Source organism: Streptomyces sp. NPDC002602 (assembly GCF_042889445.1).
Lineage (GTDB): Bacteria > Actinomycetota > Actinomycetes > Streptomycetales > Streptomycetaceae > Streptomyces.
In genome coordinates, this window is sequence record NZ_JBIAQX010000016.1 from 1 (window position 1) to 24,033 (window position 24,033).

Sequence of the window (24,033 nt, forward strand, 5' to 3'; positions counted from 1 at the left end):
TTTGGCGTTGATTTTTGGCACGCTGTTGAGTTCTCAAGGAACGGACGCTTCCTTTGTTCCTGTTTCCAGGCCCTCCGGGCGCTTCCTTCGTTTCCAACTCTACCAGATCATTTCCGCGCCCTGCTTCTCGAAAGTCGCAGTCGGTTTGGATTTGAATTCGGTGGCCGTTGGGGGCCTGTGCCTTTCGGCGCTCCACCACGTTAGCGCTTTTCCCTTGGGGCTCATAATCGGGCCGTCGGATTCGAATTCGGGCATGCCGAAATCGTCCCCGCCAGGGGTAGTCGTTGTGTGAGTGGTTTGGCCGTTCTGGGGGTCGGCGAATGCAGTACCCCGTTCAAGCGGCTCGGGCTACGTTAGGCGTCCCGGTGGGGCGAGTCAAGTCGAGCGCCGGCGGGGCGCGTGGGCGCGGTACGGGCTGACCGTCGGGTCGTGGGTGACCCAGAAGCGGTAGGGATGGTCGGCGCCGGCGCCGCCGACTCCCGTGCGGGGGCCGCGGCTCACCAGGTCGGGGGCGGCGGGGGTGCCCGTGAGCAGGGACAACGGGGAATCGGGGCCGTCGCAGAGGTCGGTGCCGTCCAAGGAGCGGTCCACGTCCAGGGCGGTGGCCAGGCGGGCCGGGCCCTTGGCCAGTTCTCCGTCCCTCCTGGCGGTGAGCCGACGCTTGCGGGCCAGCTCGGCGCCGACCGTCACCTCGCCCGCCCGCAGCAGGACCCCGCTCGCGTGGCCCGGGGGGCCGCACACCAGGTTGAGGCTGAACCACATTCCGTAGATGAAGTAGACGTACGCGTGTCCGGGCGGTCCGAACATCGACGCGTTGCGGGCCGTACGGCCTCGGTAGGCGTGCGAGCCGGGATCCGCCTCCCCCTCGTACGCCTCGACTTCCGTGATGCGTAGTTCCAGCGGGCCGTCCGGGGTCCGGCGGACGAGGGTCCTGCCGAGGAGGTCGGGGGCCACGGTGAGGACCGGGCGGTCGAAGAAGGACCGGGCCAGGGGCGTACGGTCGGGGCGCGCGCTCATCCAATCGAGCGTAGTGGAACGCGCGCGGCTGCAACCGGGGCCTAAGGTTCCGCGTTTGTAGAGGTAGTCGCCAGAGCTTTTACGTCGATACAGCCGTCAAGGGGAGTCAGAGCATGGGGTTCAGGAAGCTGTTCGCGAGCCTGGGTGCCGGTGGTGCCTCGGTGGACACGATCATCACCGAGCCGAACGTCGTTCCGGGCGGCATCGTCCAGGGTGAGGTCCGGATCCAGGGCGGATCCGTGGAGCAGCAGATCGAGGGGCTGGCCGTCGGTCTCCAGGCGCGAGTGGAGGTGGAGGGCGGTGACCAGGAGTACAAGCAGGACATCGTCTTCACCAAGCAGCGCCTCGGCGGTGCCTTCCAGGTGCAGGCAGGCGCGCTGCACGTGGTTCCGTTCGGGCTGGAGATCCCGGCGGAGACGCCGATCACCCACTTCGGCGGTCAGCACCTGCACGGGATGAACATCGGGGTCAGCACCGAGCTGGAGATCGCGCGCGCGGTGGACGCGGGTGACCTGGACGCGATCAACGTGCACCCGGTGCCGGCGCAGCAGGCGATCCTGGACGCCTTCCGGCAGCTCGGCTTCTCCTTCCGTTCGGCGGACATGGAGCGCGGGCACATCCGGGGGACGCGTCAGACGCTGCCCTTCTACCAGGAGATCGAGTTCCTGCCGCCGTCGCAATACCGGGGTCTGAACCAGGTCGAGCTGACCTTCGTCTCGGACGGCCGTGAGATGGACGTCGTCCTGGAGATGGACAAGAAGCCGGGTCTGTTCTCCGAGGGCAGTGACACCTACCGCTGCTTCCAGGTGGGGCTGCAGTCCTACCAGGACACCGACTGGGCGGCGTACCTGAACCAGTGGATCGCCTCGGTCGGTTCGCAGCGCAACTGGCTCTAGGGTCCGCCTAGGCTCGGGGACGTTACCCGTACGCGACGCAGGAGGTTCAGAAGTGGTCGAGCAGAGCAGGGCGCCTCTTCCCCACGCCTTTCACCCGGAGGTGCAAGCCTTCTCCGTGGTGAGCGGGGATGTGGAGCCCGGGGCGGATCTGGGTGACGCCCAGGTCCTGACGGGTGGGAACGTCTCGCCGCACCTGCGGTGGGAGGGCTTCCCCGAGGGGACGAAGAGCTTCGCCGTGACGTGCTTCGACCCTGACGCGCCGACGGGCAGCGGGTTCTGGCACTGGGTGCTGTTCGATCTCCCGGTGTCGGTCACCGAGCTGCCGGCGGGTGCGGGCAGTGGGAAGTTCGAGGGGCTGCCGGACGGGGCCGTGCACGTACGGAACGACTACGGCACCCGGGACTTCGGCGGGGCGCAGCCGCCGGCCGGGGAGCGGCACCGGTACGTGTTCACCGTGTACGCGGTGGATCAGGAGAAGCTCGGGCCGGACGCGGACGTCTCGCCGGCGGTCGTCGGCTTCAATCTGCGGTTCCACACCCTGGGTCGCGCGCAACTGATCGGTGAGTACGAGGCGCCGGCCGGCTGATCGTTGTCCCGTTGTTTGCCCGGTCCTGGTCTAAAGACGGCCAGGACCGGGCATTTTTATTGCGTTGTCCCGCGTGGCGCGCGCGGCCAGAGTGGTTGCGGGCTCTGCTGCCGGTGTGGTCGCGGGCCTGCACACGGGAGGTGGGCGAGATGCGGGACACGCTGGTGCTGAACGCGAGCTTCGAGCCGCTGTCGACGGTGACGTTGAACCGGGCCGTGGTCCTGGTGCTCCAGGACAAGGCCGTGGTCGAACAGTCCCATCCCGAGCTGCGTGTGCGGGCGGCCACCATGGAGCTTCCGATGCCCCGGGTGATCAGGCTGTGCAGGTACGTCCGGGTGCCCTTCCGAAGACATGCTCCCTGGTCACGGAGGGGGGTGTTGGCCCGGGACCAACACCGGTGCGCGTACTGCGGGAGGCGCGCGACGACGGTGGACCACGTACTGCCGCGGGCTCAGGGCGGCGGGGACACGTGGTTGAACACGGTGGCCTCGTGCGCCGAGGACAACCACCGCAAAGCGGCCCGGACTCCGGAGGAGGCGGGGATGCCGCTCCTCCGGAAGCCCTTCGTGCCGTCGCCGGCCGACGCGATGCTGCTCGCGCTGGGGGCGGGCGGTCGCAGCGCCCTCCCCGAGTGGCTTGAGCGTTCCGCCTAGTACCGGTCGCTGTCCTGCCGCGCTGGGCGACGTATTCCGGATACGTCGCTCAGCGGATCAGTAGCTGGACGATCGCGAGGGTGCCGACGATCACGATGATCGCCCGCAGGGCCGTCGGCGGGAGCCGGCGGCCTACCTTGGCGCCGATCTGGCCGCCGATGGTGGAGCCCACGGCGATGAGGACCACGGCCGTCCAGTCGAACTCGGCGACGAAGAGGAAGACGACGGCCGCGATGCCGTTGACGAGGGCGGCGAGAACGTTCTTGACGGCGTTGATCCGTTGCAGGTCCTCGTGGAGCAGCAGGCCCATGAGTCCGAGGTACAGCACTCCCTGGGCGGCGCCGAAGTAGCCCCCGTACGCGCTGGCGAGCAGCATCCCCGAGAGCAGGGCCGGGCCTCCGTCGGGGTGCCCGGCGTCGTCGCCCGAGGCCTCCTGGCGCTTGCGCAGGGCCGCCGCGAGCCGGGGCTGAAGCACGACGAGCACGAGGGCGAGCCCGATCAGGACGGGCACGATCGTGTCGAAGGAGTCCGACGGCAGGGTGAGGAGCAGGACGGCGCCCGCGAACCCGCCGACGAGGGAGACGGCGCCGAGCCGCATGATGCGGGCGCGTTGGCCCTGGAGTTCCTTGCGGTAGCCGATGGCCCCGCTGATGGACCCGGGCACCAGGCCGAGCGTGTTGGACACGTTGGCGGTGACCGGGGACAGACCGGTGGCGAGCAGCACCGGGAAGGTGATGAGGGTGCCGGAGCCGACGATGGTGTTGATCGTGCCGGCGCCGATGCCGGCGGCGAAGACCGCGAGTGATTCCCAGATGGACATGGACCGCGCCATCCCCTTTGCATGAGTGGGTCGCCTCCCCGCCATGAAGGTCGAGGGGCCGGTCCGATCATGCAGGAGGGGGAGGGAGCGTCAGTCGATGGGGGGCTGTTCGCGGCGGGAGTGCGGGACGGTGTCGCCGGTGCTGCCGCCTTCCTTGCCGGAGTTCTGCGGGTTGAAGCCGGAACCGCCGCCCATGGGGCCGAAGTTGCCCATGGCTCCGGAGAGGCCCTTGAGGGCGTCGCCGATCTCGCTCGGCACGATCCAGAGCTTGTTGGCGTCGCCTTCGGCGATCTTCGGGAGCATCTGGAGGTACTGGTAGGCGAGGAGCTTCTGGTCGGCGTCGCCGGCGTGGATGGACTCGAAGACCGTGCGGATGGCCTGGGCCTCGCCTTCGGCGCGCAGGGCGGCGGCCTTGGCGTCACCTTCGGCGCGCAGGATCGAGGACTGCTTCTCGCCCTCTGCGCGCAGGATCTCGGACTGTCGGACACCTTCGGCCTGGAGGATCGCGGCGCGCTTGTCGCGGTCGGCGCGCATCTGCTTCTCCATCGAGTCCTGGATGGAGGTCGGCGGCTCGATGGCCTTCAGTTCGACGCGGTTGACGCGGATGCCCCACTTGCCGGTGGCCTCGTCGAGGACTCCGCGCAGGGCGGCGTTGATCTCCTCGCGGGAGGTGAGCGTGCGTTCGAGGTCCATGCCGCCGATGATGTTGCGCAGTGTGGTGACGGTGAGTTGCTCGATGGCCTGGATGTAGCTGGCCACTTCGTACGTCGCGGCGCGTGCGTCGGTCACCTGGTAGTAGATGACGGTGTCGATGTTGACGACCAGGTTGTCCTGGGTGATGACCGGCTGCGGCGGGAAGGGGACGACCTGTTCACGCAGGTCGATCCGGTTGCGGATCGAGTCGATGAACGGGACGACGATGTTCAGGCCCGCGTTGAGGGTGCGGGTGTAGCGGCCGAACCGCTCGACGATGGCGGCGCTGGCCTGCGGGATCACCTGGATCGTCTTGACCAGTGCGATGAAGACCAGAACCACGAGAATGATCAGGACGATGATGATCGGTTGCATGCGGTTCCCCGTGCCCTTCCGGCTGTCTGTGCTGCCCCGTTGATCGCGAGTCTCGCAGACCTCGGGGCCGCGAGTCGGCTGCTTGGCTCACATCAGGTCACATCACGTCACATGACGACCGCGGTCGCCCCGTCGATGTCCACGACGTCCACGGACTGGCCGGGTTCGTAGCTGACGTCCGCGTCGAGGGCGCGGGCGGACCAGATCTCTCCGGCGAGCTTGATCCGGCCGCCGGCGCCGTCGACGCGTTCGAGGACCATGGCGCTTCTGCCCTTCAACGCGTCGATGCCCGTGCGGTGTTGGGGGCGCTGGTGGCGGTTGGCGAGGGGCCGGACGACGGCGATCAGGGCCACCGAGACGATCACGAAGACCAGGACCTGGGCCACCACTCCCCCGCCGAGCGCCGCCGTGACGGCGGCGGCCACGGCGCCGACCGCGAACATGCCGAACTCGGGCATCGCGGTCAGGACGAGGGGGATGCCCAGTCCGACCGCGCCGATCAACCACCACACCCATGCGTCGATGTCGGTCACATGGTCATGGTAGGTCCGGGGGGCATGGTCGGGACAGGGTGCGGGTCGTGCCCGCCGATCCGGTCCGGCGCCGGGTCCGTGCGGTCAAAGCCCCGCACGGGGCGGGGCTTTGACGACAGGGATTAGCGCAGGGGCAGGCCGCGGGCGGCCCAGCGGTCGTCCTCGTTGCGCTCGACGATCAGCGGGAGGCCGAAGCAGAGCGAGAGGTTGCGGGAGGTCAGCTCCAGGTCGATGGGACCGGCGGTGACGACCTTGCCCTGCCGGATCATCAGGACGTGCGTGAAGCCGGGGGCGATCTCCTCGACATGGTGCGTGACCATGATCATGGAGGGTGCGAGCGGGTCGCGGGCGAGCCGGCCGAGGCGGCGTACGAGGTCCTCACGGCCGCCGAGGTCCAGACCCGCGGCCGGCTCGTCGAGGAGCAGCAGCTCCGGATCGGTCATCAGGGCGCGGGCGATCAGGGTGCGCTTGCGCTCGCCCTCGGAGAGGGTGCCGAACTTGCGGTCGAGGTACTCCGTCATGCCGAGACGGTCGAGGAACGCGCGGGCACGCTGCTCGTCGATGTCCTCGTACTCCTCCTGCCACGTCGCCGTCATCCCGTAGGCGGCGGTGAGGACGGTCTCCAGGACGGTCTGCCGCTTGGGGAGCTTGTCGGCCATCGCGATACCGGCGACACCGATGCGGGGGCGCAGGTCGAAGACGTTCACCTTGCCGAGGGTGCTGCCGAGGATGGTGGCCTCGCCCTTGGTGGGGAAGAGGTAGCTGGAGGCGACGTTGAGCAGGGTGGTCTTCCCGGCGCCGTTGGGGCCGAGGATCACCCAGCGCTCCCCCTCCTTCACCGACCAGGAGACCTGGTCCACCAGCGCCCGGCCCTCGCGGACCACGGATACGTCCACCAGCTCCAGAACATCGCTCATGAGCGTGTTGTCACCCCTTGCAGTCTTCGGATCGTCAGTGCACCGGTAGGCGCAGCCCCAGGGGAAAACCTACGCCACTCGACGAGGCCTCCGGGCGCCAGGCCGGTTCCCCGCACCGATCCGTAAAGTGGGGGGATGCTTTTCGAACCACGTTCAGGGCGGTTGGCCGCCTGGGGGAACGCGTTGCTGGCCGGTCTGGTCTCGCCCGACGAGGCCGTGTTGTCGATCGTGGGCGAGGACGCCGTGCACCGGGTGGCGGGGCTGCCGGGGGAATCGGGGCCGGTCGGGCTCACGCTGGCGCTGGGCCGGATGCGGACGCTGGGGGTGTCCGGGTTGCGGGTCGCGCTGCCGGCTCCGGGCCATCCGTTGGGGTTGAGCGGTCCGCCCGAGTTCAACGCGCGGGCGTTGGACGCGGAGGAGGCCGTCGTCGCCGTCGGCGCGGCACTGGGGTTGGTGCCGGAGGTGACCGAGGCCGGACCGGCCGGGGACGTGCACGTGGAGGTGGTGTGGCACGTGCTCCCGGTGCGGGAGGCCCCGCCGGCGGACGTGCCGTCGCTCGGCGAGGCGGAACGGGAACTGGCCGAGGCCTTGCGCGAGGCCACGGTGGTGCTGACCCGGTTGGACGTGGCGGGGTCGGGGCCGGTGGCGGACGCGGCCCTGTCGGCGTACCGGGCGCGGGCCGAGGCCGGGCGGGAGGTGCTGGCGCCGGGGTATCCGCCGCGGGCGGTGCGGGTGCTGTCGATGGCCCAGCGGGTGGACCTGATGGTGTCGCTCGCGTACGAGAACGGGCACGGGGGTGCGGTGGCCGCCTCGGAGATGGCGGCGCGGGCCGAGGCCCTGCGGCCGGTGGAGCGGGTGGCACGGCGGGCGCTGGTCGCGGCGTACAACGCGGCCGTGGAGGAGCGGGAGCGCGGCTGACGCCCCCGTGTCCGCCACCGGGCTCGTCGGGGCGGACATGGCGCGGCCCCGCTTCCCGGGGAGAGGTGGGGGAAGCGGGGCCGGTGGGGAGGGTGTCAGTGGTTGATGCCCGTGTTGCCGAAGGCGCCGTTCAGCAGGCCGATCACGGTGACCGAGTTGCCGACGAGGTTGACGGGGACGTTCACGGGGACCTGGAGCTGGTTCCCCGAGGCCACGCCGGGCGAGTTCAGGGCCTCGCCCTCCGCCGACGCACCGCCGTGCGCCGAGGAGACACCGGCGCCGGCGGCGATCAGACCGCCGGCGATCATGGTGACGGCTGCGGCCTTCTTGATGTTCTTCACGTTCTCGTCCTCCAGTACGTCTGCCGCGGCCTGCCGCCCCGACACGTGGAGGAGAACGGTCGCCCCGTGCCCGGGATACGCCATGTGGGCTACATACACCCGACCGTATGAATCTCACATCAATGCCGGACGTCCACGATTCCGTGCCTGACCGCCCACAACGCCGCCTGTGTCCGGTCGGACAGGTCCAGTTTCATCAGGATGTTCGATACGTGGGTCTTGACCGTCTTCTCCGACAGGACCAGCGCGCGGGCGATCTCCCGGTTGGATCGGCCGTCCGCGATGAGGGAGAGCACTTCCCGTTCCCGGTCGGTCAGCGAGCCGGGCCGGCCGGCCGCGGCTCCCTGGCCCTCCTGGGCGAGCAGGGCCTGCGCCACCTCCGGCTGGAGGAGGACATGGCCCGCGTGGACGGAGCGGATGGCCCCGGCGAGGGCGTCGGGGTCGATGTCCTTGTAGACGTAGCCGGCCGCGCCCGCGCGCAGGGCGGGGACCACGGTGCGTTGCTCGGTGAAGCTGGTGACGATCAGCACCCGGGCCGGGTTCGCCGCCTCGCGCAGTCGGCGCAGGGCCTCGATGCCGTCGGTGACGGGCATCTTGACGTCCATCAGGATCACGTCGGGGCGCAGTTCCTCGGCGCGGGCGATGCCCTCCTCGCCGTCGGCTGCCTCGCCGACCACCTCGATGTCCTCCTGGACCTCCAGGAAGGTGCGCAGTCCGCGCCGGACCACCTGGTGGTCGTCCACCAGCAGGACGCGGATCCGGGTGTCAGCCACCGGGGACCTCCATCTCGATCGTGGTGCCCTTCGCGGGCTCCGAGCGCACCTCCAGCCGGCCTCCGACGCCGCTCGCGCGGTCGCGCATGGAGACGAGGCCCAGGTGGCGGCCCGCCTTGCGGACCGTGGGAGGGGAGAAGCCGCGGCCGTCGTCCCGTACGGACAGGAGTGCTCCGGCGCCCCGGCGGAGCAGCGTGACCTCGACGGTCTCGGCGCCGGAGTGGCGCAGGGCGTTGTGGAGGGCCTCCTGGGCGACGCGCAGGACGGCTTCCTCCTGGGTCGCGGGGAGGGCCCGTACGCCGTCACAGGTGAAGGTGACGTACGCGGTGTGGGCCCGGTCCAGGACGCGGACGTGGTCGCGCAGGGTCGCCACGAGTCCGTCCTCGTCCAGGGCGGCGGGGCGCAGCTCGGTCACGGCGGCCCGCAGTTCGTCGGCGGCCTCGGCGGCGAGGAGCGCCACCTGCTGGAGTTCGCCCTTGGCGCGGGCGGGGTCGCGGTCGACGAGGGCGGAGGCGGCCTGGGCGGTGAGTCGCAGGGAGAACAGCTTCTGGCTCACCGCGTCGTGCAGTTCGTGGGCGAGGCGGGAGCGCTCCTCGGCGATGGTGAGCTCGCGGCTGCGCTCGTAGAGGCGTGCGTTGGTGAGGGCGATGGCCGCGTGCTGGGCCAGGAGGGACAGGAGGTCCTCGTCCTCGTCGGTGAAGCCGCGGCCCTCGCCGGGTGCGTCCGAGGGGGCGGTGCCCTGTTTGTTCGCGAGGAAGAGGGCGCCGAGGGTCTCCTCGCCGTCGCGGACCGGCATGCCGAGGAAGTCGGACATCTCGGGGTGGGCGGCGGGCCAGCCGCCGAAGCGCGGGTCCCGGCGTACGTCGGTCAGGCGTTCGGGGCCGTCCTGGTGGAGCATCGCGGCGAGGATGCCGTGCTGGCGGGGCAGGGGGCCGATGCGGCGCCACTGTTCCTCGGTGATGCCGTCCACGACGAACTGCGCGAAGCCGCCGTGGTCGTCCGGGACGCCCAGGGCCGCGTACTCGGCGCCGAGGAGCTCGCGGGCCGAGACGACGATCGTGCGCAGGACGTCCTGGACCTCCAGTCGGCGGCTCATGGCCAGCAGGGCCGTGCTGACGGCGGCCAGCCCGGTGCGGGGTCCCTTGTGCATGGCCTCACCGTACCGGCGGGCCCGACCCGCGGGATCGGACCTCGGGCGTAGGTCCGGGGGCCTCGGGCGCAGGGCCGAGGGAGGGGCGGCGGAGGGCCTCTCCGCCTTGGGGATGAGGGCCCGGGGGGCTCTTCTCCACCGCCAGGCGGATAAACCTCACCGATTGCATTGCTGTTGCAACTCTGAGTGAGAACACCGCGAGGTCCATGTGAGCCCCGGCATAGGACCCAGGTCACTTACGAAGAAGCCTAGTGGACACATAAAGGCCCTGTCAGCACTGCTGCGCCTAGAGCCGATGCCCGAATGCGGGCCGCAGCCGGCGATCCTGATCCACTAAGCGGCTTCGTACGTCACACCTTTGCCAGGCGTTTTTGCCCCAGCTAAGAATGTCGACGTCGCACAGCGCCGAGGATCTCGGATCCACCCGGCGCTTTCCTGCGGCTCCCGCTATTCGAAGAGGTTGCACACGCATGACCGAGACCAGCACCCCCGGCCACAGTCGTCGTCTGACCAAGGCCCAGAAGCTCTCCTTCGCAGGCATCGCCGGCTTCGGCGCCGCCGCACTCGTCTTCTCCCTCGTCCCGGCCAACGGCGCCGACACGAGCGAGTCGACGACCATCTCCGCCGCCCCCGTGGCGTGGACGAAGGCCGTGAACGGCGCCCAGACGAAGACCGTGCAGGCGCACCTCGGCACGCAGAAGGCCATCGCCGACCAGAAGGCCATCAACGCGGCCACCCAGGCCGCGGTCGCCAAGAAGGCGAAGGCCAAGGCCGACGCCGACAACAAGACCAAGGCCGCGGCGCAGGCGAAGGCGCGCGGCGCGAAGACGGCGGCGAGCCGTTCCGCGGTCCGCACCCCCGTCTTCGCGAACAACCTGGACGGTTGGATCAAGGAAGCGCTGCACATCATGAAGCGCGAGGGGATCCCGGGCACCTACGCCGGCATCCACAAGAACGTGATGCGCGAGTCCAGCGGCAACCCGCTGGCGATCAACAACTGGGACGTCAACGCCCAGAACGGCATTCCCAGCAAGGGTCTGCTCCAGGTCATCGCCCCGACCTTCAAGGCGTACCACGTCAAGGGCACCAAGTTCGACCAGTACGACCCGGTCGCCAACATCGTCGCCGCCTGCAACTACGCGGCCGACCGTTACGGCTCCATGGACAACGTCAACAGCGCCTACTAGGCCTCTGACGCATCGCAGCACCCCCCACGCGCCTCAGGGCGGCCCCGGACTTCCGGGTGCCGCCCTGAGGCGTTCGTGCGTACGGCCGCGCGGACCGGTCACTTGCCGGCGCGCATGACCTCCGGCTCGTGGCGGCGCAGCAGGCGCTGGACCGCGAAGCCGCAGGCGATGCCGAGGAGCAGCAGCACCGTGATGTTCAGGCTCCACTGGCCGACCGTGGCATCCCAGAGCGGGTCGGTGTTGGTCGGGTTGTCGGCGTCCCACGGAGGCATGAGCACGCCGAGGTTCAGCGTGGTGCCGGCGGCGGCGATGGCCCAGCGGGACGGCATCAGCCAGGCGAACTGCTCCAGGCCCGGGGAGTCGTACACCTGGAAGAGGATGCCGGTGAAGACGACCTGGACGATCGCGAACATCACCAGCAGCGGCATGGTCTTCTCGGCGGTCTTCACCAGCGAGGAGATCACCAGGCCGAACATCATCGAGGTGAAGCCGAGCGCGATGACCGACAGGCAGATCTCGACGGCCGGCGGCATGAGCAGGCCCTCGGTGGGCAGGTCGCGCGGGTAGAAGCCGATCCCACAGATGATCACGCCCTGGATGGCCGTGATGACGCCGAGGACGATCACCTTCGACATGAGGTACGCCGACCGGGACAGCCCGGTCGCGCGCTCACGCTCGTAGATGACCCGTTCCTTGATCAGCTCGCGGACCGAGTTGGCCGCTCCGGAGAAGCACATGCCGACCGCCAGGATCAGCATGATCGTGCCGGCGTCGCCGTTGAAGCGGGACGGGGCCACGGGGGGCGCCAGGCCGAACTTCGCGGGGATGACCGTGGAGACCACGCCCAGGACCGCGGGCAGGATCAGCATCAGGCCGATGAAGCCCTTGTCGGAGGCGATCACCGAGACGTAGCGGCGGATCAGCGTCCACAGCTGGGAGCCCCAGCCCTGCGGCTTCGGCGGGCGCATCTGCTGCGCGGGCGGCATCGCGACCGACTGCGGGGCGACCGCGTCGATGTCGGCGGCGTACAGCTGGTAGTGCTGCGAGCCCTTCCAGCGGCCGGCCCAGTCGTACTCGCGGTAGTTCTCGAAGGCGGAGAAGACGTCCGCCCACGTGGTGTAGCCGAAGAAGTTCAGCGCCTCGTCCGGCGGGCCGAAGTACGCGACCGAGCCGCCGGGGGCCATGACCAGCAGCTTGTCGCAGATGGCCAGCTCGGCGACCGAGTGGGTGACGACGAGGACGGTGCGGCCGTCGTCGGCGAGGCCGCGCAGCAGCTGCATGACGTCGCGGTCCATGCCCGGGTCGAGGCCGGAGGTCGGCTCGTCCAGGAAGATCAGCGAGGGCTTGGTGAGCAGCTCCAGGGCCACGGACACGCGCTTGCGCTGGCCGCCCGAGAGCGCGGTGATCTTCTTGTCCTTGTGGATGTCGAGCTTGAGCTCGCGCAGCACCTCGTCGACGCGGGCGGCGCGCTCGGACTCGGCGGTGTCGCCGGGGAAGCGGAGCTTGGCCGCGTACTTCAGGGCCGTGCGGACGCGCAGTTCCTTGTGCAGGATGTCGTCCTGCGGGACCAGGCCGATGCGCTGGCGGAGTTCCGCGAACTGCTTGTACAGGTTGCGGTTGTCGTAGAGGACGTCGCCCTCGTTGGCGGGCCGGTAGCCGGTCAGCGCCTTGAGGAGGGTGGACTTGCCGGAGCCGGACGGGCCGATGACGCCGATCAGCGACTTCTCCGGGACGCCGAAGGTGACGTCCTTGAGGATCTGCTTGCCGCCGTCGACCGTCACCGTGAGGTGGCGGGCGGAGAAGGAGACCTCACCGGTGTCGACGAACTCTTCGAGCCGGTCGCCGATGATCCGGAACGTCGAGTGCCCGACGCCCACGATGTCGTTCGGGCCGAGCACCGCAGTGCCGGACTTGGCGAGGGGCTGACCGTTGACGTAGGTGCCGTTGTGACTGCCGAGGTCGCGGATCTCGAACCGGCCGCCGGGCATGGAGCGGAACTCGGCGTGGTTGCGGGAGACCTGGAGGTCGGAGACGACCAGTTCGTTCTCGAGCGCGCGACCGATCCGCATGACGTGTCCCAGCGCGAGCTGGTGGAACGTCGTCGGGCTGCGGTCGCCTTGGCCGGCGCCCGCCCCCTGCGCGGGGCGCGCGTCGCCCTGCTGCTGGGGGATGTGCTGCTGCGGGAACTGCGGCTGGGCCTGCTGCTGCGCCGGCTGTTGCTGCCAGGCTTCCTGCTGCGGCTGCTGCCGGGCCGGCGCCTCGTACCCGGCGGCCTGGCCCTGGTAGGCGGGAGCCTGGTGGGCCGGGGCCTGGTGGGCGACGGGCTGCGGCGCGGCGGCGGCGCTCGGATTCAGCCGCGGTCCGTCGGTGGCGTTGCCGAGGTGGACCGGCGTGCCGGGCACGAGTTCGGCCTGCTGGACCCTGGCCCCGTGCACGTACGTGCCGTTGGTGCTGCCGTGGTCCTCGATCCCCCAACCACGGCCGTTCCAGCTGATGGTGGCGTGCCGCCACGACACGCGGGCGTCATCGATCACGACGTCTCCCTGGGGATCGCGCCCCAGCGAGTACGACCTGGACGGATCGAGCGTCCAGGTCCTTCCATTCAATTCCAGTACGAGTTCCGGCACTCCAGCCCCACTTAAGTCCCCCGAGAATCCCCCTGGCGTCAGGGAGTCCGACGTCAGGGAGTCTAGGGATGGCGAACATCCGTGGGAACTATTTCAGGCCTGCGCCCACATGTGGAATCGGGGCCGTTCCGGGGTGCCCGCGAGCGCCCGTCGGCGGGGTGGAAAGGCACCCGGAGAGTGCGATACGGGACTTCTCGCCCCGCGGTTCGCACGCGCGTCCGGGTCGGTGGGCGTCCGGGTCGTGGGCGTCCGGGTCACGTGCGTCCGGGTCGTGGGCGTCCGGCGTGGGCGCCGCGCCGGGGCGGCGGGGCCACGGGAGCCGGGGCGGGGAGGTGAGGGGGTGGCCTTCACCGGGTGGCCTTCACCGGGTGGCCTTCACGGGGTCGCCTTCACCGGGTGGCCTTCACTCGCCCGCCACCTCCCGGACCGGCACCTTTCACCCCCGCGCCGCCCCGCGGGAGTGCCGTACCGGTGTTTCGGGCGCCCGCAGGGTGGGACGGGGGTCCTGCTCCCGGGGCGGGGAAGATACGGTGAGGTCACCATGAGCGCATCGCAGACCTCCGACGTCCCCACCCTCCTCGTCAAGATCTTCGGCAAGGACCGTCCCGGGATCACCGCCGGGCTGTTCGACACCCTCGCCGCCTACTCCGTCGACGTCGTCGACATCGAGCAGGTCGTCACCCGTGGCCGCATCGTCCTGTGCGCCCTCGTCACCCAGCCGTCCGGCGCCGCCGAGGGCGAGCTGCGGGCCACCGTCCACAGTTGGGCCGAGTCGCTGAGGATGCAGGCCGAGATCCTCTCGGGCACCGGCGACAACCGGCCGCGCGGCAGTGGTCGTTCCCACGTCACGGTGCTCGGGCACCCGCTCACCGCCGAGTCCACGGCGACCATAGCGGCCAGGATCACCGAGACCGGCGGCAACATCGACCGCATCTTCCGGCTCGCCAAGTACCCGGTGACGGCGGTGGAGTTCGCCGTGTCCGGTGTCGAGACGGAGCCGCTGCGCACCGCGCTGGCCACGGCCGCCGCCCGGATCGGGGTCGACGTGGCCGTGGTCTCGGCCGGTCTGCACCGCCGGGCCCAGCGCCTGGTGGTCATGGACGTGGACTCGACGCTGATCCAGGACGAGGTCATCGAACTCTTCGCCGCGCACGCGGGCTGCGAGGCCGAGGTGGCGGCGGTGACCGAGCAGGCCATGCGCGGCGAGCTGGACTTCGAGCAGTCGTTGCACGCGCGCGTCGCGTTGCTGGCGGGGCTGGACGCCTCGGTGGTGGACAAGGTCCGCGCGGAGGTGCGGCTGACGTCTGGTGCCCGGACCCTGATCCGCACCCTGAAGCGGCTGGGCTATCAGGTGGGTGTGGTGTCCGGTGGGTTCACCCAGGTCACGGACGACCTGCGGGAGCGGCTCGGGCTGGACTTCGCGGCCGCCAACACGCTGGAGATCGTCGACGGGAAGCTGACGGGCCGGGTCGTCGGCGAGATCGTGGACCGGGCGGGCAAGGCCCGGCTGCTGCGCCGCTTCGCCGCGGAGGCCGGCGTGCCGCTGGCCCAGACCGTCGCGATCGGCGACGGCGCCAACGACCTGGACATGTTGAACGCGGCCGGGCTGGGCGTGGCCTTCAACGCCAAGCCGGTGGTCCGCGAGGCCGCGCACACCGCGGTGAACGTGCCGTTCCTGGACGCGGTGCTGTACCTGCTGGGCATCACCCGGGAAGAGGTCGAGGCCGCCGACCTCGCCTAGTCGTGCGTTCGCGCGAACGGGACCCGGCGCCTCGATGGCGCCGGGTCCCGTTCGCGCGTACGGAGGTGAGCCGCCCTGACCGGGAGGCCGCCGCGGGGGTCAGCTGTGGGGTGTCCAGTAGTCCAGCAGCGTGCCGACGCCGTGCTCCACGGACTTCCAGGAGCCGGTGAAGGAGACCACGGCCAGGGCCGAGGTCGGGAAGGCGCTGCGGTGCATGCGGGAGAGCGCGTCCCCCTCGGCGCTGCCGGAGAGGGCGTCCGCGAGGGCGTGCATGCCCGGGTTGTGGCCGATCACGAGGAGGTCGGCCACGTTGTCGGGGGTCTCGTTCAGGAGGGCGATGAGCTCGCCCGGGGAGGCCTCGTAGAGGCGCTCCTCGTACGTGGTCTTCGGCCGGTGCGGCAGTTCCTGGACGGCCAGCTTCCAGGTCTCGCGGGTCCGGGCCGCGGTGGAGCAGAGGGCCAGGTCGAAGGCGATGCCGGTCTGGGCCAGCTTCCGGCCGGCGGCCGGGGCGTCGTGACGACCGCGTTCGGCCAGGGGCCGCTCGTGGTCCGATCCGTCCGACCATTCGGCCTTGGCGTGCCGGAGGAGGACGATCCTGCGGGATGTGTCGGCGCTCATGACTCCCAGCTTCGCATGAAACGAGCCACGGGGCGCAGGGTGTTGGCGGGTCCGCGTCCGGGGTGGAGCGTGCTCCGGCGTACGCGGGTCAGCCGACGGCGCGCAGCAGCTGTTCGGTGACCTGGACCAGCGAGGAGTTCTCGTCCGGGGCGGCGTGGGCCTCGCCGGATCCGGCTCCGGCGAGGAGGAGCAGCAGGAGGCCGAAGGCGAGTGCGGGCAGGGCCAGCGCCCACCAGTGCAGGCGGGCGTCCGCTCCGCCGCCGGCGGTGCGTCGGCGGCCGGACGGTACGGCGAGGGACGGGGCGTGCGTGGGGGCCGACATGGCCGCCTCCGGTGGTGTGCGGGTGGGACTGGCTCGCTGCTTCGAATCTATGGATTCGAGGCGGCGGTTCCCATCCGGGGCACACCCCGGTTATCCCTGAGCCTGGCCCCCTAGGGGTTGGTGGGGTTATCCCCACCGACCCTCGGGGGCGCGTCCTCAGGAGGGGGAGGCGATCGTCGCGATGACGGCGATGACGACGGTCACGAGCAGCATCGCGCCCAGCACGAGGCCGAGCTTCTTGTGGCCGTTCTGCGGGTTCGGTTCGAGTACGGGCGACATGCCGTTCAGTCTCGCATGCCGCATTCGTCCTCGATCGTGCGGTCCCGGCCGGCGAGGACGCCGAGCGCGATCTGCGGGACGAGCAGCGCGGCCATGAGGGCGAGGGGCAGGTTCCAGCCGCCGCTGTGCTGGTAGAGGGTGCCGATGAGGAGCGGGCCGGGGATGGAGATGAGGTAGCCGGTGCTCTGCGCGAAGGCGGACAGCTTGACGACGCCCGCGGGGGACTTGGCGCGCAGTCCGATCATGGTGATGACGAGCGGGAAGGCGCAGTTGGAGACGCCGAGCAGGAGGGCCCAGGCCCAGGCTCCGGCGGCGGGCGCGAGCCAGAGACCGGCGTAGCCGAGGAAGCCGAAGAGGCCGAGGACCACGGCGATGGCGCCCTGGTTCCTCATCCGGCCGGCGAGGTTCGGGATGACGAAGGCCAGCGGGACGCCCATGACCATGGTGACGGCGAGCAGGACGCCGGCGGTCCCGGCGGAGACCCCGGCGTCGCGGAAGATCTGCGGGAGCCAGCCCATGGTGACGTACGCCCCGGTGGCCTGGAGGCCGAAGTAGCAGCCCAGGGCCCAGGCGGTGCGGCTGCGGGCGACGCGCGGGCCGGCGTCGCGGCTCGCGCCGGCGGGTGCGGCGGCCTTGTCGCGGCGGCCGGCGACGGCGATGGGCAGCCAGGGCAGTACGGCGGCCACCGCGAGGGCGGCCCAGATCAGCAGGCCGGTGCGCCAGTTGCCGCCGAGGGCGGAGGTCAGCGGGACGGTCGCGGCGGCGGCGAGGGAGGTGCCGGCGGCCAGGGCCATGGAGTAGAGGCCGGTCATGGTACCGACCCGGTCCGGGAACCAGCGCTTGACGATCACTGGGAGCAGTACGTTCGTCAGGGCTATGCCGGCCAGGGACAGGGCGCTGGCGGCGAGGAACCCGGCGGCGTTGGTCGCGAAGGGCCGGATCAGCAGTCCGGCGGCGACGGCGGCCATGCCGGCGCAGACCACGGCCGCGGGGCCGAAGCGGCGGGAGAGCCGGGGGGCGGTGACGCCGAAGACGGCGAAGCAGAGGGCGGGGACGGAGGTGACGAGTCCGGCGACGGTGCCGCTCATGCCGAGGCCCGTGCGGGCCTCCTCGAAGAGGGCGCCGAGGCTGGTGATGGCGGGTCGCAGGTTGAGGGCGGCCAGCACGATTCCGACGATGAGCACGGGGCCGAGCCACACCGGTTGCGGGGTGACGGGGACGGCGAGGGGCTGCGGGGGCGCCGTGCGCGCGGCCCGGGGCCGGTTCATGGTCTGGATTTCATCGTCGGACATTGAACCATCATAGAATCATGGGATGATTGGTTGTCCACCCCCCTTCCGTATCGACGTCCGGAGAGGACACCTCTCGCATGCCGCTGACATCGCCCCGACGATCCGCGCTCGTCGACCAGGTGATCGCCCAGCTCAGGAACCAGATCACCTCAGGTGAATGGCCCGTGGGCTCCCGCATCCCCACCGAGCCCGAGTTGGTGGAGCTGTTGGGCGTCGCCCGCAACACGGTGCGCGAGGCCGTCCGGGCCCTCGCGCACAACGGGCTGCTCGACATCCGCCAGGGCTCGGGCACCTATGTCCTGGCGACGAGCGAACTCGCCGGGGTGATGCACCGGCGCTTCGCCGGCGCCGACCCGCGCCACATCGCCGAGTTGCGCTCGACCCTGGAGTCCTCCGCCGCACGACTGGCGGCGGAGCGCCGCACCGAGCGGGACCTGACCCAACTGGACGCGCTGCTGGCGCGACGCGAGGAAGCCTGGGCGAGCGGGGACGCGGAGCTGTTCGTCGCGGCGGACGTGAGCCTGCACATGGCGGTGGTGACGGCCTCGCACAACGAGGTGCTGATCGAGCTGTACGCCGACCTCGGGGACCTGGTGGCGGACTGGCTGCGCACCGTCGCGGGAACGGAACTGCGCCCCTCGGCGCACCTGGACCACGCCCGGCTGATCGAGGCGATCCGGCGCGGGGACGGCGACACGGCCGCGTCGGAGGCGGCGGGCTACCCGTTCACCTGCCTCGGCGGGGCGTAGGCCGGGCGGTCACGGAGCCCGCGGAGTCAGGGAGTCGGCGGGCTCAGCGGAGCCGGTCGGCGTCCCGCCGGCCGGGCCGCTCGTGGCTCACCCATGCCGTACGGACCTCTTTCCAGCAGCGGCTGGTGAGTTCGACGCGGCCGGCCGGGCCCACGGCGACCGCGGCGCCGTCTCCGTCCACGTCCCACCAGCGGTCGCACTCCACGTGCAGGCGGATCAGATCGGTCTCGGGATAGCCGTTGTGGCAGTGCGCCGTCACCAGCGAGCCGTCGATCTCGATGTCGCAGTCGGCGCCGAAGAGGTCTCCGGGGGCGGGCCGGGCGGGCTGTACGGGTGGCTCGGCGGGGATCTCGGCCGGGTCGACCACGACCGGGGCCATGGCCTCCGGGCCGGGCGCCGGTTCGCCGTTCCCGGGCTGCGCGACGGCTCCCGGGATCAGGAGGCCGGCCACGGCAACCGAGGTGACCAGGAGCGATACCGCTCGGCTCGGCCTCGCGTGCACGCCCGTACCTCCTCCCCGAGGAAGCCGGGAAGATCCCGACTCGGTCAGTTTGCAGGCATTTGTCCGTGTTTACGACTCGGGAAGATCCGGCCGGAGCACGCACATCTGATCGAACGGACCGTGTGAACCCCCGTCCCCACAGGCCGAAACGGCGGTGGCCGCGCCTCCCGGAAGGAAGGCGCGGCCACCGCCGTACGGACGTAGCGGACCCCGGACCCGAGGGTCAGGCGCCCGCGGTCAGGCGCCCGAAGGCGCCCATCGCGTGCCGGACCCGAGGGTCAGGCGCCCATCGCGTGCAGGCCGCCGTCCACGTGGACGATCTCGCCCGTGGTCTTCGGGAACCAGTCGGACAGCAGGGCGACGATGGCCTTGCCGGTCGGCTCCGGGTCGCTCATGTCCCACTCCAGCATGGAGCGGGAGTTCCACACGTCCGCCAGGTCCGAGAAGCCCGGGATGGACTTCGCGGCCATGGAGCCGAGCGGACCGGCCGAGACCAGGTTGCAGCGGATGTTCTCCTTGCCCAGGTCACGGGCGAGGTAGCGGCTGGTGGCCTCCAGGGCTGCCTTGGCCGGGCCCATCCAGTCGTACTGCGGCCAGGCGAACTGCGCGTCGAAGGTGAGGCCGACGATGGCCGCGCCCTCCGACGGGAACAGCGGCTTGCAGGCCATCGCGAGGGACTTCAGCGAGAACGCCGACACGTGCATGGCGGTGGCGACCGACTCGAACGGCGTGTTCAGGAAGTTGCCGCCGAGGGCGTCCTGCGGGGCGAAGCCGATCGAGTGGAGGACGCCGTCGAGGCCGCCCAGCTCGTCGCGGACGAGACCCTCCAGGCGGTCCAGGTGCTCCTGGTTGGTGACGTCGAGCTCGATCACCTTGACCGGCTTCGGCAGCTTCTTGGCGATGCGCTCGGTCAGCGACGGGCGGGGCCACGCGGTCAGGATGACCTCGGCGCCCTGCTCCTGGGCCAGCTTGGCGGCGTGGAAGGCGATGGAGGACTCCATCAGCACCCCCGTGATGAGGATGCGCTTGCCGTCGAGAATTCCGCTCATGTGATCAGTGACCCATGCCCAATCCGCCGTCAACGGGAATGACGGCTCCAGTGATGTACGCGGCGTCGTCGGACGCCAGGAAGCTCACGGCCGCCGCGATCTCCTCGGGCTGCGCGTAGCGACCGAGGGGCACCTGCCCGACGATGCCGGCGCGCTGCTCGTCGGTGAGCACCTTCGTCATGTCGGTGTCCACGAAGCCGGGGGCGACGACGTTGAAGGTGATGTTGCGGGAGCCCAGCTCACGGGCGAGCGAGCGGGCGAAGCCGACCAGCGCGGCCTTGGAGGCGGCGTAGTTGGCCTGGCCGGGCGAGCCCATGAGGCCGACGACCGAGGAGATCAGCACGACGCGGCCCTTCTTGGCCCGCAGCATGCCCCGGTTCGCGCGCTTGACCACCCGGAAGGTGCCGATGAGGTTGGTGTCGACGACCGAAGCGAAGTCTTCCTCGGACATGCGCATCAGCAGCGTGTCCTTGGTGATGCCGGCGTTGGCCACCAGCACCTCGACGGCGCCGTGCTCGTCCTCGATCTCCTTGTAGGCCTGCTCCACCTGCTCGGAGTCCGTGATGTCGCACCGGACCGCCAGGACGCCGAGCGAGGTGAGCGCCTCCGGCGGCTCGCCCGAGCGGTATGTGATCGCGACCTTGTCGCCGGCCTCCGCGAAGGCTCGGGCGATGGCGAGGCCGATGCCCCGGTTACCTCCGGTGACGAGAACCGAGCGGCTCAACGGATCACCCTTTCGCTAGCTGTCTGAGTACCAAAAACTTATAGGTCGCATCGTCCTTACGGAGAATCGAGCCCCGACAGGGCCTTGCGGCGGGCTCTGTCGAGTCCCTACAGAAAGATGTAGGCACACGAGCCCCGAGCGCGACATGATCGGGGCGACCGGCCCCGACCCCGGGAGGAATTCCGTGCCCCATTCCATCGACGCGGCCTTCACCGCGCTGCCCTTGCGGGCGCTCGCCGACGCGGCGCTCGCCCGGGCCCGCGCGCTGGGCTCCGACCATGCCGACTTCCGGCTGGAGCGCGTGCGCAGCGCCTCCTGGCGGCTGCGGGACGCCAAACCATCGGGCGGATCCGACTCCACGGACCTCGGCTACGCGGTCCGGGTCGTGCACGGGGGCAGTTGGGGATTCGCCTCCGGCGTGGACCTGACCATGGACGGCGCCGCCAAGGTGGCCTCGCAGGCCGTGGCCATGGCGAAGCTGTCGGCGCAGGTGATCAAGGCCGCCGGCTCGGACGAGCGCGTCGAGCTCGCGGACGAGCCGGTCCACGCCGACAAGACGTGGATCTCCGCCTACGACGTGAACCCGTTCGAGGTGCCGGACGCGGAGAAGGCGGCGCTGCTCGCCGACTGGAGCGCGCGCCTGCTCGCGGCGGACGGGGTGGCCCACGTGGACGCCTCGCTGCTCGCCGTCCACGAGAACAAGTTCTACGCGGACACGGCGGGCACCGTCACCACCCAGCAGCGCGTACGGATCCACCCGCAGCTCACCGCGGTCGCCGTCGACGCGACCACCGGCGAGTTCGACTCGATGCGCACCATCGCCCCGCCCGCCGGCCGCGGCTGGGAGTACCTGACCGGTACCGGCTGGGACTGGAACGCGGAGCTGGAGGGGATCCCCGACCTGCTCGCCGAGAAGATGCGGGCCCCGAGCGTGCGCGCCGGGCGCTACGACCTGGTCGTGGACCCGTCCAACCTGTGGCTGACCATCCACGAGTCCATCGGGCACGCCACCGAGTTGGACCGGGCGCTGGGCTACGAGGCCGCGTACGCGGGGACCTCCTTCGCCACCTTCGACCAGCTCGGCACGCTCAAGTACGGCTCCTCGATCATGAACGTGACCGGTGACCGCACCGCCGAGCACGGGCTGGCCACCATCGGTTACGACGACGAGGGCGTCGAGGCGCAGAGCTGGGACCTGGTCAAGGACGGCACCCTGGCCGGCTACCAGCTCGACCGGCGGATCGCGCGGCTGACGGGCCTCGGCCGCTCCAACGGTTGCGCGTACGCCGACTCCCCCGGGCACGTCCCGGTGCAGCGGATGGCGAACGTCTCGCTCCGGCCGGACCCGGGCGGGCTGTCGACCGAGGACCTGATCGGCGGGGTGGAGCGCGGGATCTACGTGGTCGGCGACCGTTCCTGGTCGATCGACATGCAGCGCCACAACTTCCAGTTCACCGGGCAGCGCTTCTTCCGGATCGAGAACGGTCGGCTGGCGGGGCAGTTGCGCGATGTCGCGTACCAGGCCACGACCACCGACTTCTGGGGCTCGATGGAGAAGGTCGGCGGCCCGCAGACCTACGTCCTGGGCGGTGCCTTCAACTGCGGCAAGGCCCAGCCGGGCCAGGTCGCCGCGGTCTCGCACGGCTGCCCGTCCGCGCTGTTCCGCGACGTGAACATCCTGAACACCACGCAGGAGGCCGGCCGATGACCGCGCACGATCACCACGCGATCCGCCGGGGGTCCGGGGGTCGCCCCCCCGGGACGGCACCGTCTGAACACCACGCAGGAGGCCGGCCGATGAGCCGAACGAAGCCGCACGAGATCGTCGAGCGCGCGCTGGAGCTGTCCACGGCGGACGGCTGCGTCGTCATCGCGGACGAGGAGTCGAGCGCCAACCTGCGCTGGGCGGGCAACGCGCTCACCACGAACGGCGTCACCCGCGGCCGGACCCTGACGGTCATCGCGACGGTCGACGGCAAGGAGGGCACGGCCTCGGGGGTCGTGTCGCGCTCCGCCGTCACCGCGGCCGACCTGGAACCGCTGGTCCGGGCCGCCGAGGAGGCCGCCCGGGCCGGCGCCTCCGCCGAGGACGCGCAGCCCCTGGTGACCGGGGTCCCGGCCTCGACGGACTTCACCGATGGCCCCGCCGAGACCTCGTCGGCGGTGTTCGAGCGGTTCGCCCCGGCGCTCGGCGAGGCCTTCGCCCGGGCCCGTGCGGGTGGGCGCGAGCTGTACGGTTTCGCCAACCACGAGCTGGTCTCCACGTACATCGGCAGCTCCGCGGGGCTGCGGCTGCGGCACGACCAGCCCAACGGCACCCTGGAACTCAACGCGAAGTCCCCCGACCGGCTGCGGTCGGCGTGGGCGGGCCGCTCCACCCGGGACTTCACGGACGTGGACCCCACCGTCCTGGACGCGGAGCTCGCGGTGCGCCTCGGTTGGGCGGAGCGGAAGATCGAGCTGCCCGCCGGGCGGTACGAGACCCTGCTGCCGCCGACGGCGGTCGCCGACCTGATGATCTACCAGATGTGGTCGGCGTCGGCCCGGGACGCGGTGGAGGGCCGGACGGTCTTCTCCAAGCCCGGCGGCGGCACCCGGCTCGGCGAGAGGCTGTCCGAGCTGCCGCTGACCCTGCGCAGCGACCCGAACGCGCCGGGCCTGGAGTCGGCGCCGTTCGTGATCGCGCACAGCTCGGGCGACGACGCCTCCGTCTTCGACAACGGCCTGGCCGTCCCGGCGACCGAGTGGATCAGCGGGGGCGAGCTGGCCCGGCTGACGACGACCCGGCACAGCGCGGGGCTGACCGGGCAGCCGGTCTCCCCCGGCTTCGGGAACCTGATCCTGGACGGCGGCGGCGACAGGTCGCTGGAGGAGATGGTCGCCTCGACCGAGCGCGGTCTGCTGCTGACCTGCCTGTGGTACATCCGCGAGGTGGACCCGGCGACGCTGCTGCTCACGGGCCTGACCCGGGACGGCGTGTACCTGGTGGAGAACGGTCAGGTCGTCGGGGAGGTCAACAACTTCCGCTTCAACGAGTCCCCGGTGGACCTGCTGTCGCGGGCCTCCGAGGCGGGCCGGACCGAGCAGACCCTGCCGCGCGAGTGGAGCGACTGGTTCACCCGGGCGGCGATGCCGGCGCTGCGGATCCCGGACTTCAACATGAGCTCGGTCAGCAGGGGCGTCTGAGCCGGTCGGAGAGTCGGGGGGAGGTTCCCCGCCCGCCTAGACTGGCGGGGAACCTCTCGGCACCCTGTTTCATCTCGCTCATCTC

The 24,033-nt window shown here is 70.8% G+C and carries 26 protein-coding genes; 10 read left to right on the forward strand and 16 right to left on the reverse strand.

Going from position 1 to position 24,033, the window contains the following annotated elements:
- The coding region (locus ACFYW3_RS30720; protein WP_389387975.1) for a hypothetical protein at positions 1 to 292 on the forward strand (292 nt) is incomplete at its 5' end.
- Positions 293 to 375: 83 nt separating this feature from the next.
- On the opposite strand, the gene ACFYW3_RS30725 is transcribed toward ACFYW3_RS30720, so the two are convergent.
- The gene (locus tag ACFYW3_RS30725) at positions 376 to 1,017 is read right to left on the reverse strand and encodes a DNA-3-methyladenine glycosylase (RefSeq protein ID WP_389387976.1); all 642 of its coding nucleotides are present in this window, start codon (positions 1,015 to 1,017) and stop codon (positions 376 to 378) included.
- A 113-nt stretch (positions 1,018 to 1,130) separates the two neighbouring features.
- Between ACFYW3_RS30725 and ACFYW3_RS30730 the strand changes: the two genes are divergently transcribed.
- The 3 genes from ACFYW3_RS30730 (at position 1,131) to ACFYW3_RS30740 (ending at position 3,152) form a co-directional block, all read left to right on the forward strand.
- A complete protein-coding gene (locus tag ACFYW3_RS30730; protein ID WP_389387977.1) occupies positions 1,131 to 1,913 on the forward strand; it encodes a sporulation protein in 783 nt (260 codons plus the stop codon).
- Between the two features lie 52 nt (positions 1,914 to 1,965).
- Positions 1,966 to 2,499: a YbhB/YbcL family Raf kinase inhibitor-like protein gene (locus tag ACFYW3_RS30735; RefSeq protein WP_351763134.1), complete on the forward strand. Its 534-nt coding sequence runs from the start codon at positions 1,966 to 1,968 to the stop codon at positions 2,497 to 2,499.
- 149 nt (positions 2,500 to 2,648) lie between these two features.
- Positions 2,649 to 3,152: an HNH endonuclease gene (locus ACFYW3_RS30740; RefSeq protein ID WP_351763136.1), complete on the forward strand. Its 504-nt coding sequence runs from the start codon at positions 2,649 to 2,651 to the stop codon at positions 3,150 to 3,152.
- 49 nt (positions 3,153 to 3,201) lie between these two features.
- Here ACFYW3_RS30740 and ACFYW3_RS30745 read toward each other — a convergent pair whose 3' ends face one another.
- From ACFYW3_RS30745 to ACFYW3_RS30760, 4 genes are all read right to left on the reverse strand, one after another.
- Complete coding sequence (locus tag ACFYW3_RS30745; RefSeq protein ID WP_351763138.1) at positions 3,202 to 3,972, reverse strand: sulfite exporter TauE/SafE family protein; 771 nt, start codon at positions 3,970 to 3,972, stop codon at positions 3,202 to 3,204.
- A gap of 90 nt (positions 3,973 to 4,062) precedes the next feature.
- Positions 4,063 to 5,040 carry an SPFH domain-containing protein gene (locus ACFYW3_RS30750; protein WP_351763140.1) on the reverse strand — a complete coding sequence of 326 codons (978 nt, stop codon included), beginning with the start codon at positions 5,038 to 5,040 and terminating at the stop codon, positions 4,063 to 4,065.
- 107 nt (positions 5,041 to 5,147) lie between these two features.
- A complete protein-coding gene (locus ACFYW3_RS30755) occupies positions 5,148 to 5,573 on the reverse strand; it encodes an NfeD family protein (protein WP_351763142.1) in 426 nt (141 codons plus the stop codon).
- A gap of 122 nt (positions 5,574 to 5,695) precedes the next feature.
- Positions 5,696 to 6,490: an ABC transporter ATP-binding protein gene (locus ACFYW3_RS30760; RefSeq protein ID WP_351763144.1), complete on the reverse strand. Its 795-nt coding sequence runs from the start codon at positions 6,488 to 6,490 to the stop codon at positions 5,696 to 5,698.
- A 135-nt stretch (positions 6,491 to 6,625) separates the two neighbouring features.
- Between ACFYW3_RS30760 and ACFYW3_RS30765 the strand changes: the two genes are divergently transcribed.
- Positions 6,626 to 7,408, forward strand: a complete 783-nt coding sequence (locus tag ACFYW3_RS30765) for a hypothetical protein (RefSeq protein WP_351763146.1) — start codon at positions 6,626 to 6,628, stop codon at positions 7,406 to 7,408.
- 95 nt (positions 7,409 to 7,503) lie between these two features.
- Here ACFYW3_RS30765 and ACFYW3_RS30770 read toward each other — a convergent pair whose 3' ends face one another.
- The 3 genes from ACFYW3_RS30770 to ACFYW3_RS30780 all read right to left on the reverse strand — a co-directional run bounded on the left by ACFYW3_RS30770 (position 7,504) and on the right by ACFYW3_RS30780 (position 9,672).
- Complete coding sequence (locus ACFYW3_RS30770; RefSeq protein WP_351376633.1) at positions 7,504 to 7,749, reverse strand: chaplin; 246 nt, start codon at positions 7,747 to 7,749, stop codon at positions 7,504 to 7,506.
- 119 nt (positions 7,750 to 7,868) lie between these two features.
- Positions 7,869 to 8,522, reverse strand: a complete 654-nt coding sequence (locus tag ACFYW3_RS30775; RefSeq protein WP_351763148.1) for a response regulator transcription factor — start codon at positions 8,520 to 8,522, stop codon at positions 7,869 to 7,871.
- Positions 8,515 to 9,672 carry a GAF domain-containing sensor histidine kinase gene (locus ACFYW3_RS30780; protein ID WP_389387978.1) on the reverse strand — a complete coding sequence of 386 codons (1,158 nt, stop codon included), beginning with the start codon at positions 9,670 to 9,672 and terminating at the stop codon, positions 8,515 to 8,517. The genes ACFYW3_RS30775 and ACFYW3_RS30780 overlap by 8 nt, the downstream gene beginning before the upstream one ends.
- 470 nt (positions 9,673 to 10,142) lie before the next feature.
- Between ACFYW3_RS30780 and ACFYW3_RS30785 the strand changes: the two genes are divergently transcribed.
- Complete coding sequence (locus ACFYW3_RS30785; protein ID WP_351763152.1) at positions 10,143 to 10,859, forward strand: transglycosylase SLT domain-containing protein; 717 nt, start codon at positions 10,143 to 10,145, stop codon at positions 10,857 to 10,859.
- 98 nt (positions 10,860 to 10,957) lie between these two features.
- Here the strand turns inward: ACFYW3_RS30785 and ACFYW3_RS30790 are convergent, their stop codons facing one another.
- Positions 10,958 to 13,465, reverse strand: a complete 2,508-nt coding sequence (locus tag ACFYW3_RS30790; protein WP_351763154.1) for an FHA domain-containing protein — start codon at positions 13,463 to 13,465, stop codon at positions 10,958 to 10,960.
- A gap of 562 nt (positions 13,466 to 14,027) precedes the next feature.
- Between ACFYW3_RS30790 and serB the strand changes: the two genes are divergently transcribed.
- Complete coding sequence (gene serB, locus ACFYW3_RS30795; RefSeq protein ID WP_351763156.1) at positions 14,028 to 15,227, forward strand: phosphoserine phosphatase SerB; 1,200 nt, start codon at positions 14,028 to 14,030, stop codon at positions 15,225 to 15,227.
- A 99-nt stretch (positions 15,228 to 15,326) separates the two neighbouring features.
- Here the strand turns inward: serB and ACFYW3_RS30800 are convergent, their stop codons facing one another.
- The 4 genes from ACFYW3_RS30800 to ACFYW3_RS30815 all read right to left on the reverse strand — a co-directional run bounded on the left by ACFYW3_RS30800 (position 15,327) and on the right by ACFYW3_RS30815 (position 17,738).
- Positions 15,327 to 15,845, reverse strand: a complete 519-nt coding sequence (locus tag ACFYW3_RS30800; protein WP_389387979.1) for a SixA phosphatase family protein — start codon at positions 15,843 to 15,845, stop codon at positions 15,327 to 15,329.
- 88 nt (positions 15,846 to 15,933) lie between these two features.
- Positions 15,934 to 16,167, reverse strand: coding sequence for a hypothetical protein (locus ACFYW3_RS30805; RefSeq protein ID WP_351759905.1), 234 nt, complete (start codon positions 16,165 to 16,167; stop codon positions 15,934 to 15,936).
- Positions 16,168 to 16,323: 156 nt separating this feature from the next.
- Positions 16,324 to 16,446 (reverse strand): SGM_5486 family transporter-associated protein, encoded by a 123-nt coding sequence (locus ACFYW3_RS30810; RefSeq protein ID WP_266951040.1) that lies wholly within the window; start codon positions 16,444 to 16,446, stop codon positions 16,324 to 16,326.
- Positions 16,447 to 16,451: 5 nt separating this feature from the next.
- Positions 16,452 to 17,738 (reverse strand): CynX/NimT family MFS transporter, encoded by a 1,287-nt coding sequence (locus ACFYW3_RS30815; RefSeq protein ID WP_389387980.1) that lies wholly within the window; start codon positions 17,736 to 17,738, stop codon positions 16,452 to 16,454.
- 77 nt (positions 17,739 to 17,815) lie between these two features.
- Here ACFYW3_RS30815 and ACFYW3_RS30820 point away from each other — a divergent pair, with 77 nt between their 5' ends.
- Positions 17,816 to 18,487 (forward strand): FadR/GntR family transcriptional regulator, encoded by a 672-nt coding sequence (locus ACFYW3_RS30820; protein WP_389387981.1) that lies wholly within the window; start codon positions 17,816 to 17,818, stop codon positions 18,485 to 18,487.
- A gap of 43 nt (positions 18,488 to 18,530) precedes the next feature.
- Here the strand turns inward: ACFYW3_RS30820 and ACFYW3_RS30825 are convergent, their stop codons facing one another.
- The 3 genes from ACFYW3_RS30825 to fabG all read right to left on the reverse strand — a co-directional run bounded on the left by ACFYW3_RS30825 (position 18,531) and on the right by fabG (position 20,762).
- A complete protein-coding gene (locus tag ACFYW3_RS30825) occupies positions 18,531 to 18,989 on the reverse strand; it encodes a hypothetical protein (protein WP_351759913.1) in 459 nt (152 codons plus the stop codon).
- 278 nt (positions 18,990 to 19,267) lie between these two features.
- Complete coding sequence (fabI, locus tag ACFYW3_RS30830) at positions 19,268 to 20,038, reverse strand: enoyl-ACP reductase FabI (RefSeq protein WP_351759916.1); 771 nt, start codon at positions 20,036 to 20,038, stop codon at positions 19,268 to 19,270.
- 4 nt (positions 20,039 to 20,042) lie between these two features.
- On the reverse strand, positions 20,043 to 20,762 hold the full coding sequence (gene fabG / locus ACFYW3_RS30835) for a 3-oxoacyl-[acyl-carrier-protein] reductase (protein WP_351759918.1): 720 nt from the start codon (positions 20,760 to 20,762) through the stop codon (positions 20,043 to 20,045).
- Positions 20,763 to 20,907: 145 nt separating this feature from the next.
- On the opposite strand from fabG, the gene ACFYW3_RS30840 reads away from it, so the two are divergent.
- Both ACFYW3_RS30840 and ACFYW3_RS30845 read left to right on the forward strand, forming a co-directional pair.
- Positions 20,908 to 22,470 carry a TldD/PmbA family protein gene (locus tag ACFYW3_RS30840; protein WP_389387982.1) on the forward strand — a complete coding sequence of 521 codons (1,563 nt, stop codon included), beginning with the start codon at positions 20,908 to 20,910 and terminating at the stop codon, positions 22,468 to 22,470.
- An 89-nt stretch (positions 22,471 to 22,559) separates the two neighbouring features.
- Positions 22,560 to 23,948: a metallopeptidase TldD-related protein gene (locus ACFYW3_RS30845; RefSeq protein WP_351759924.1), complete on the forward strand. Its 1,389-nt coding sequence runs from the start codon at positions 22,560 to 22,562 to the stop codon at positions 23,946 to 23,948.
- The last annotated feature ends 85 nt before the right edge of the window (positions 23,949 to 24,033 follow it).

Coding starts and splice junctions, on each gene's coding strand:
- ACFYW3_RS30840 (WP_389387982.1), top strand. CDS start 20,908: ATGATCGGGGCGACCGGCCCCGACCCCGGGAGGAATTCCGTGCCCCAT.
- ACFYW3_RS30785 (WP_351763152.1), top strand. CDS start 10,143: ATGACCGAGACCAGCACCCCCGGCCACAGTCGTCGTCTGACCAAGGCC.
- fabI (WP_351759916.1), bottom strand. CDS start 20,038: ATGAGCGGAATTCTCGACGGCAAGCGCATCCTCATCACGGGGGTGCTG.
- ACFYW3_RS30805 (WP_351759905.1), bottom strand. CDS start 16,167: ATGTCGGCCCCCACGCACGCCCCGTCCCTCGCCGTACCGTCCGGCCGC.
- ACFYW3_RS30800 (WP_389387979.1), bottom strand. CDS start 15,845: ATGAGCGCCGACACATCCCGCAGGATCGTCCTCCTCCGGCACGCCAAG.
- ACFYW3_RS30760 (WP_351763144.1), bottom strand. CDS start 6,490: ATGAGCGATGTTCTGGAGCTGGTGGACGTATCCGTGGTCCGCGAGGGC.
- ACFYW3_RS30730 (WP_389387977.1), top strand. CDS start 1,131: ATGGGGTTCAGGAAGCTGTTCGCGAGCCTGGGTGCCGGTGGTGCCTCG.
- ACFYW3_RS30810 (WP_266951040.1), bottom strand. CDS start 16,446: ATGTCGCCCGTACTCGAACCGAACCCGCAGAACGGCCACAAGAAGCTC.
- ACFYW3_RS30820 (WP_389387981.1), top strand. CDS start 17,816: ATGCCGCTGACATCGCCCCGACGATCCGCGCTCGTCGACCAGGTGATC.
- ACFYW3_RS30780 (WP_389387978.1), bottom strand. CDS start 9,672: ATGCACAAGGGACCCCGCACCGGGCTGGCCGCCGTCAGCACGGCCCTG.
- ACFYW3_RS30740 (WP_351763136.1), top strand. CDS start 2,649: ATGCGGGACACGCTGGTGCTGAACGCGAGCTTCGAGCCGCTGTCGACG.
- ACFYW3_RS30750 (WP_351763140.1), bottom strand. CDS start 5,040: ATGCAACCGATCATCATCGTCCTGATCATTCTCGTGGTTCTGGTCTTC.
- ACFYW3_RS30815 (WP_389387980.1), bottom strand. CDS start 17,738: ATGTCCGACGATGAAATCCAGACCATGAACCGGCCCCGGGCCGCGCGC.
- ACFYW3_RS30765 (WP_351763146.1), top strand. CDS start 6,626: ATGCTTTTCGAACCACGTTCAGGGCGGTTGGCCGCCTGGGGGAACGCG.
- ACFYW3_RS30725 (WP_389387976.1), bottom strand. CDS start 1,017: ATGAGCGCGCGCCCCGACCGTACGCCCCTGGCCCGGTCCTTCTTCGAC.
- ACFYW3_RS30745 (WP_351763138.1), bottom strand. CDS start 3,972: ATGTCCATCTGGGAATCACTCGCGGTCTTCGCCGCCGGCATCGGCGCC.
- ACFYW3_RS30845 (WP_351759924.1), top strand. CDS start 22,560: ATGAGCCGAACGAAGCCGCACGAGATCGTCGAGCGCGCGCTGGAGCTG.
- serB (WP_351763156.1), top strand. CDS start 14,028: ATGAGCGCATCGCAGACCTCCGACGTCCCCACCCTCCTCGTCAAGATC.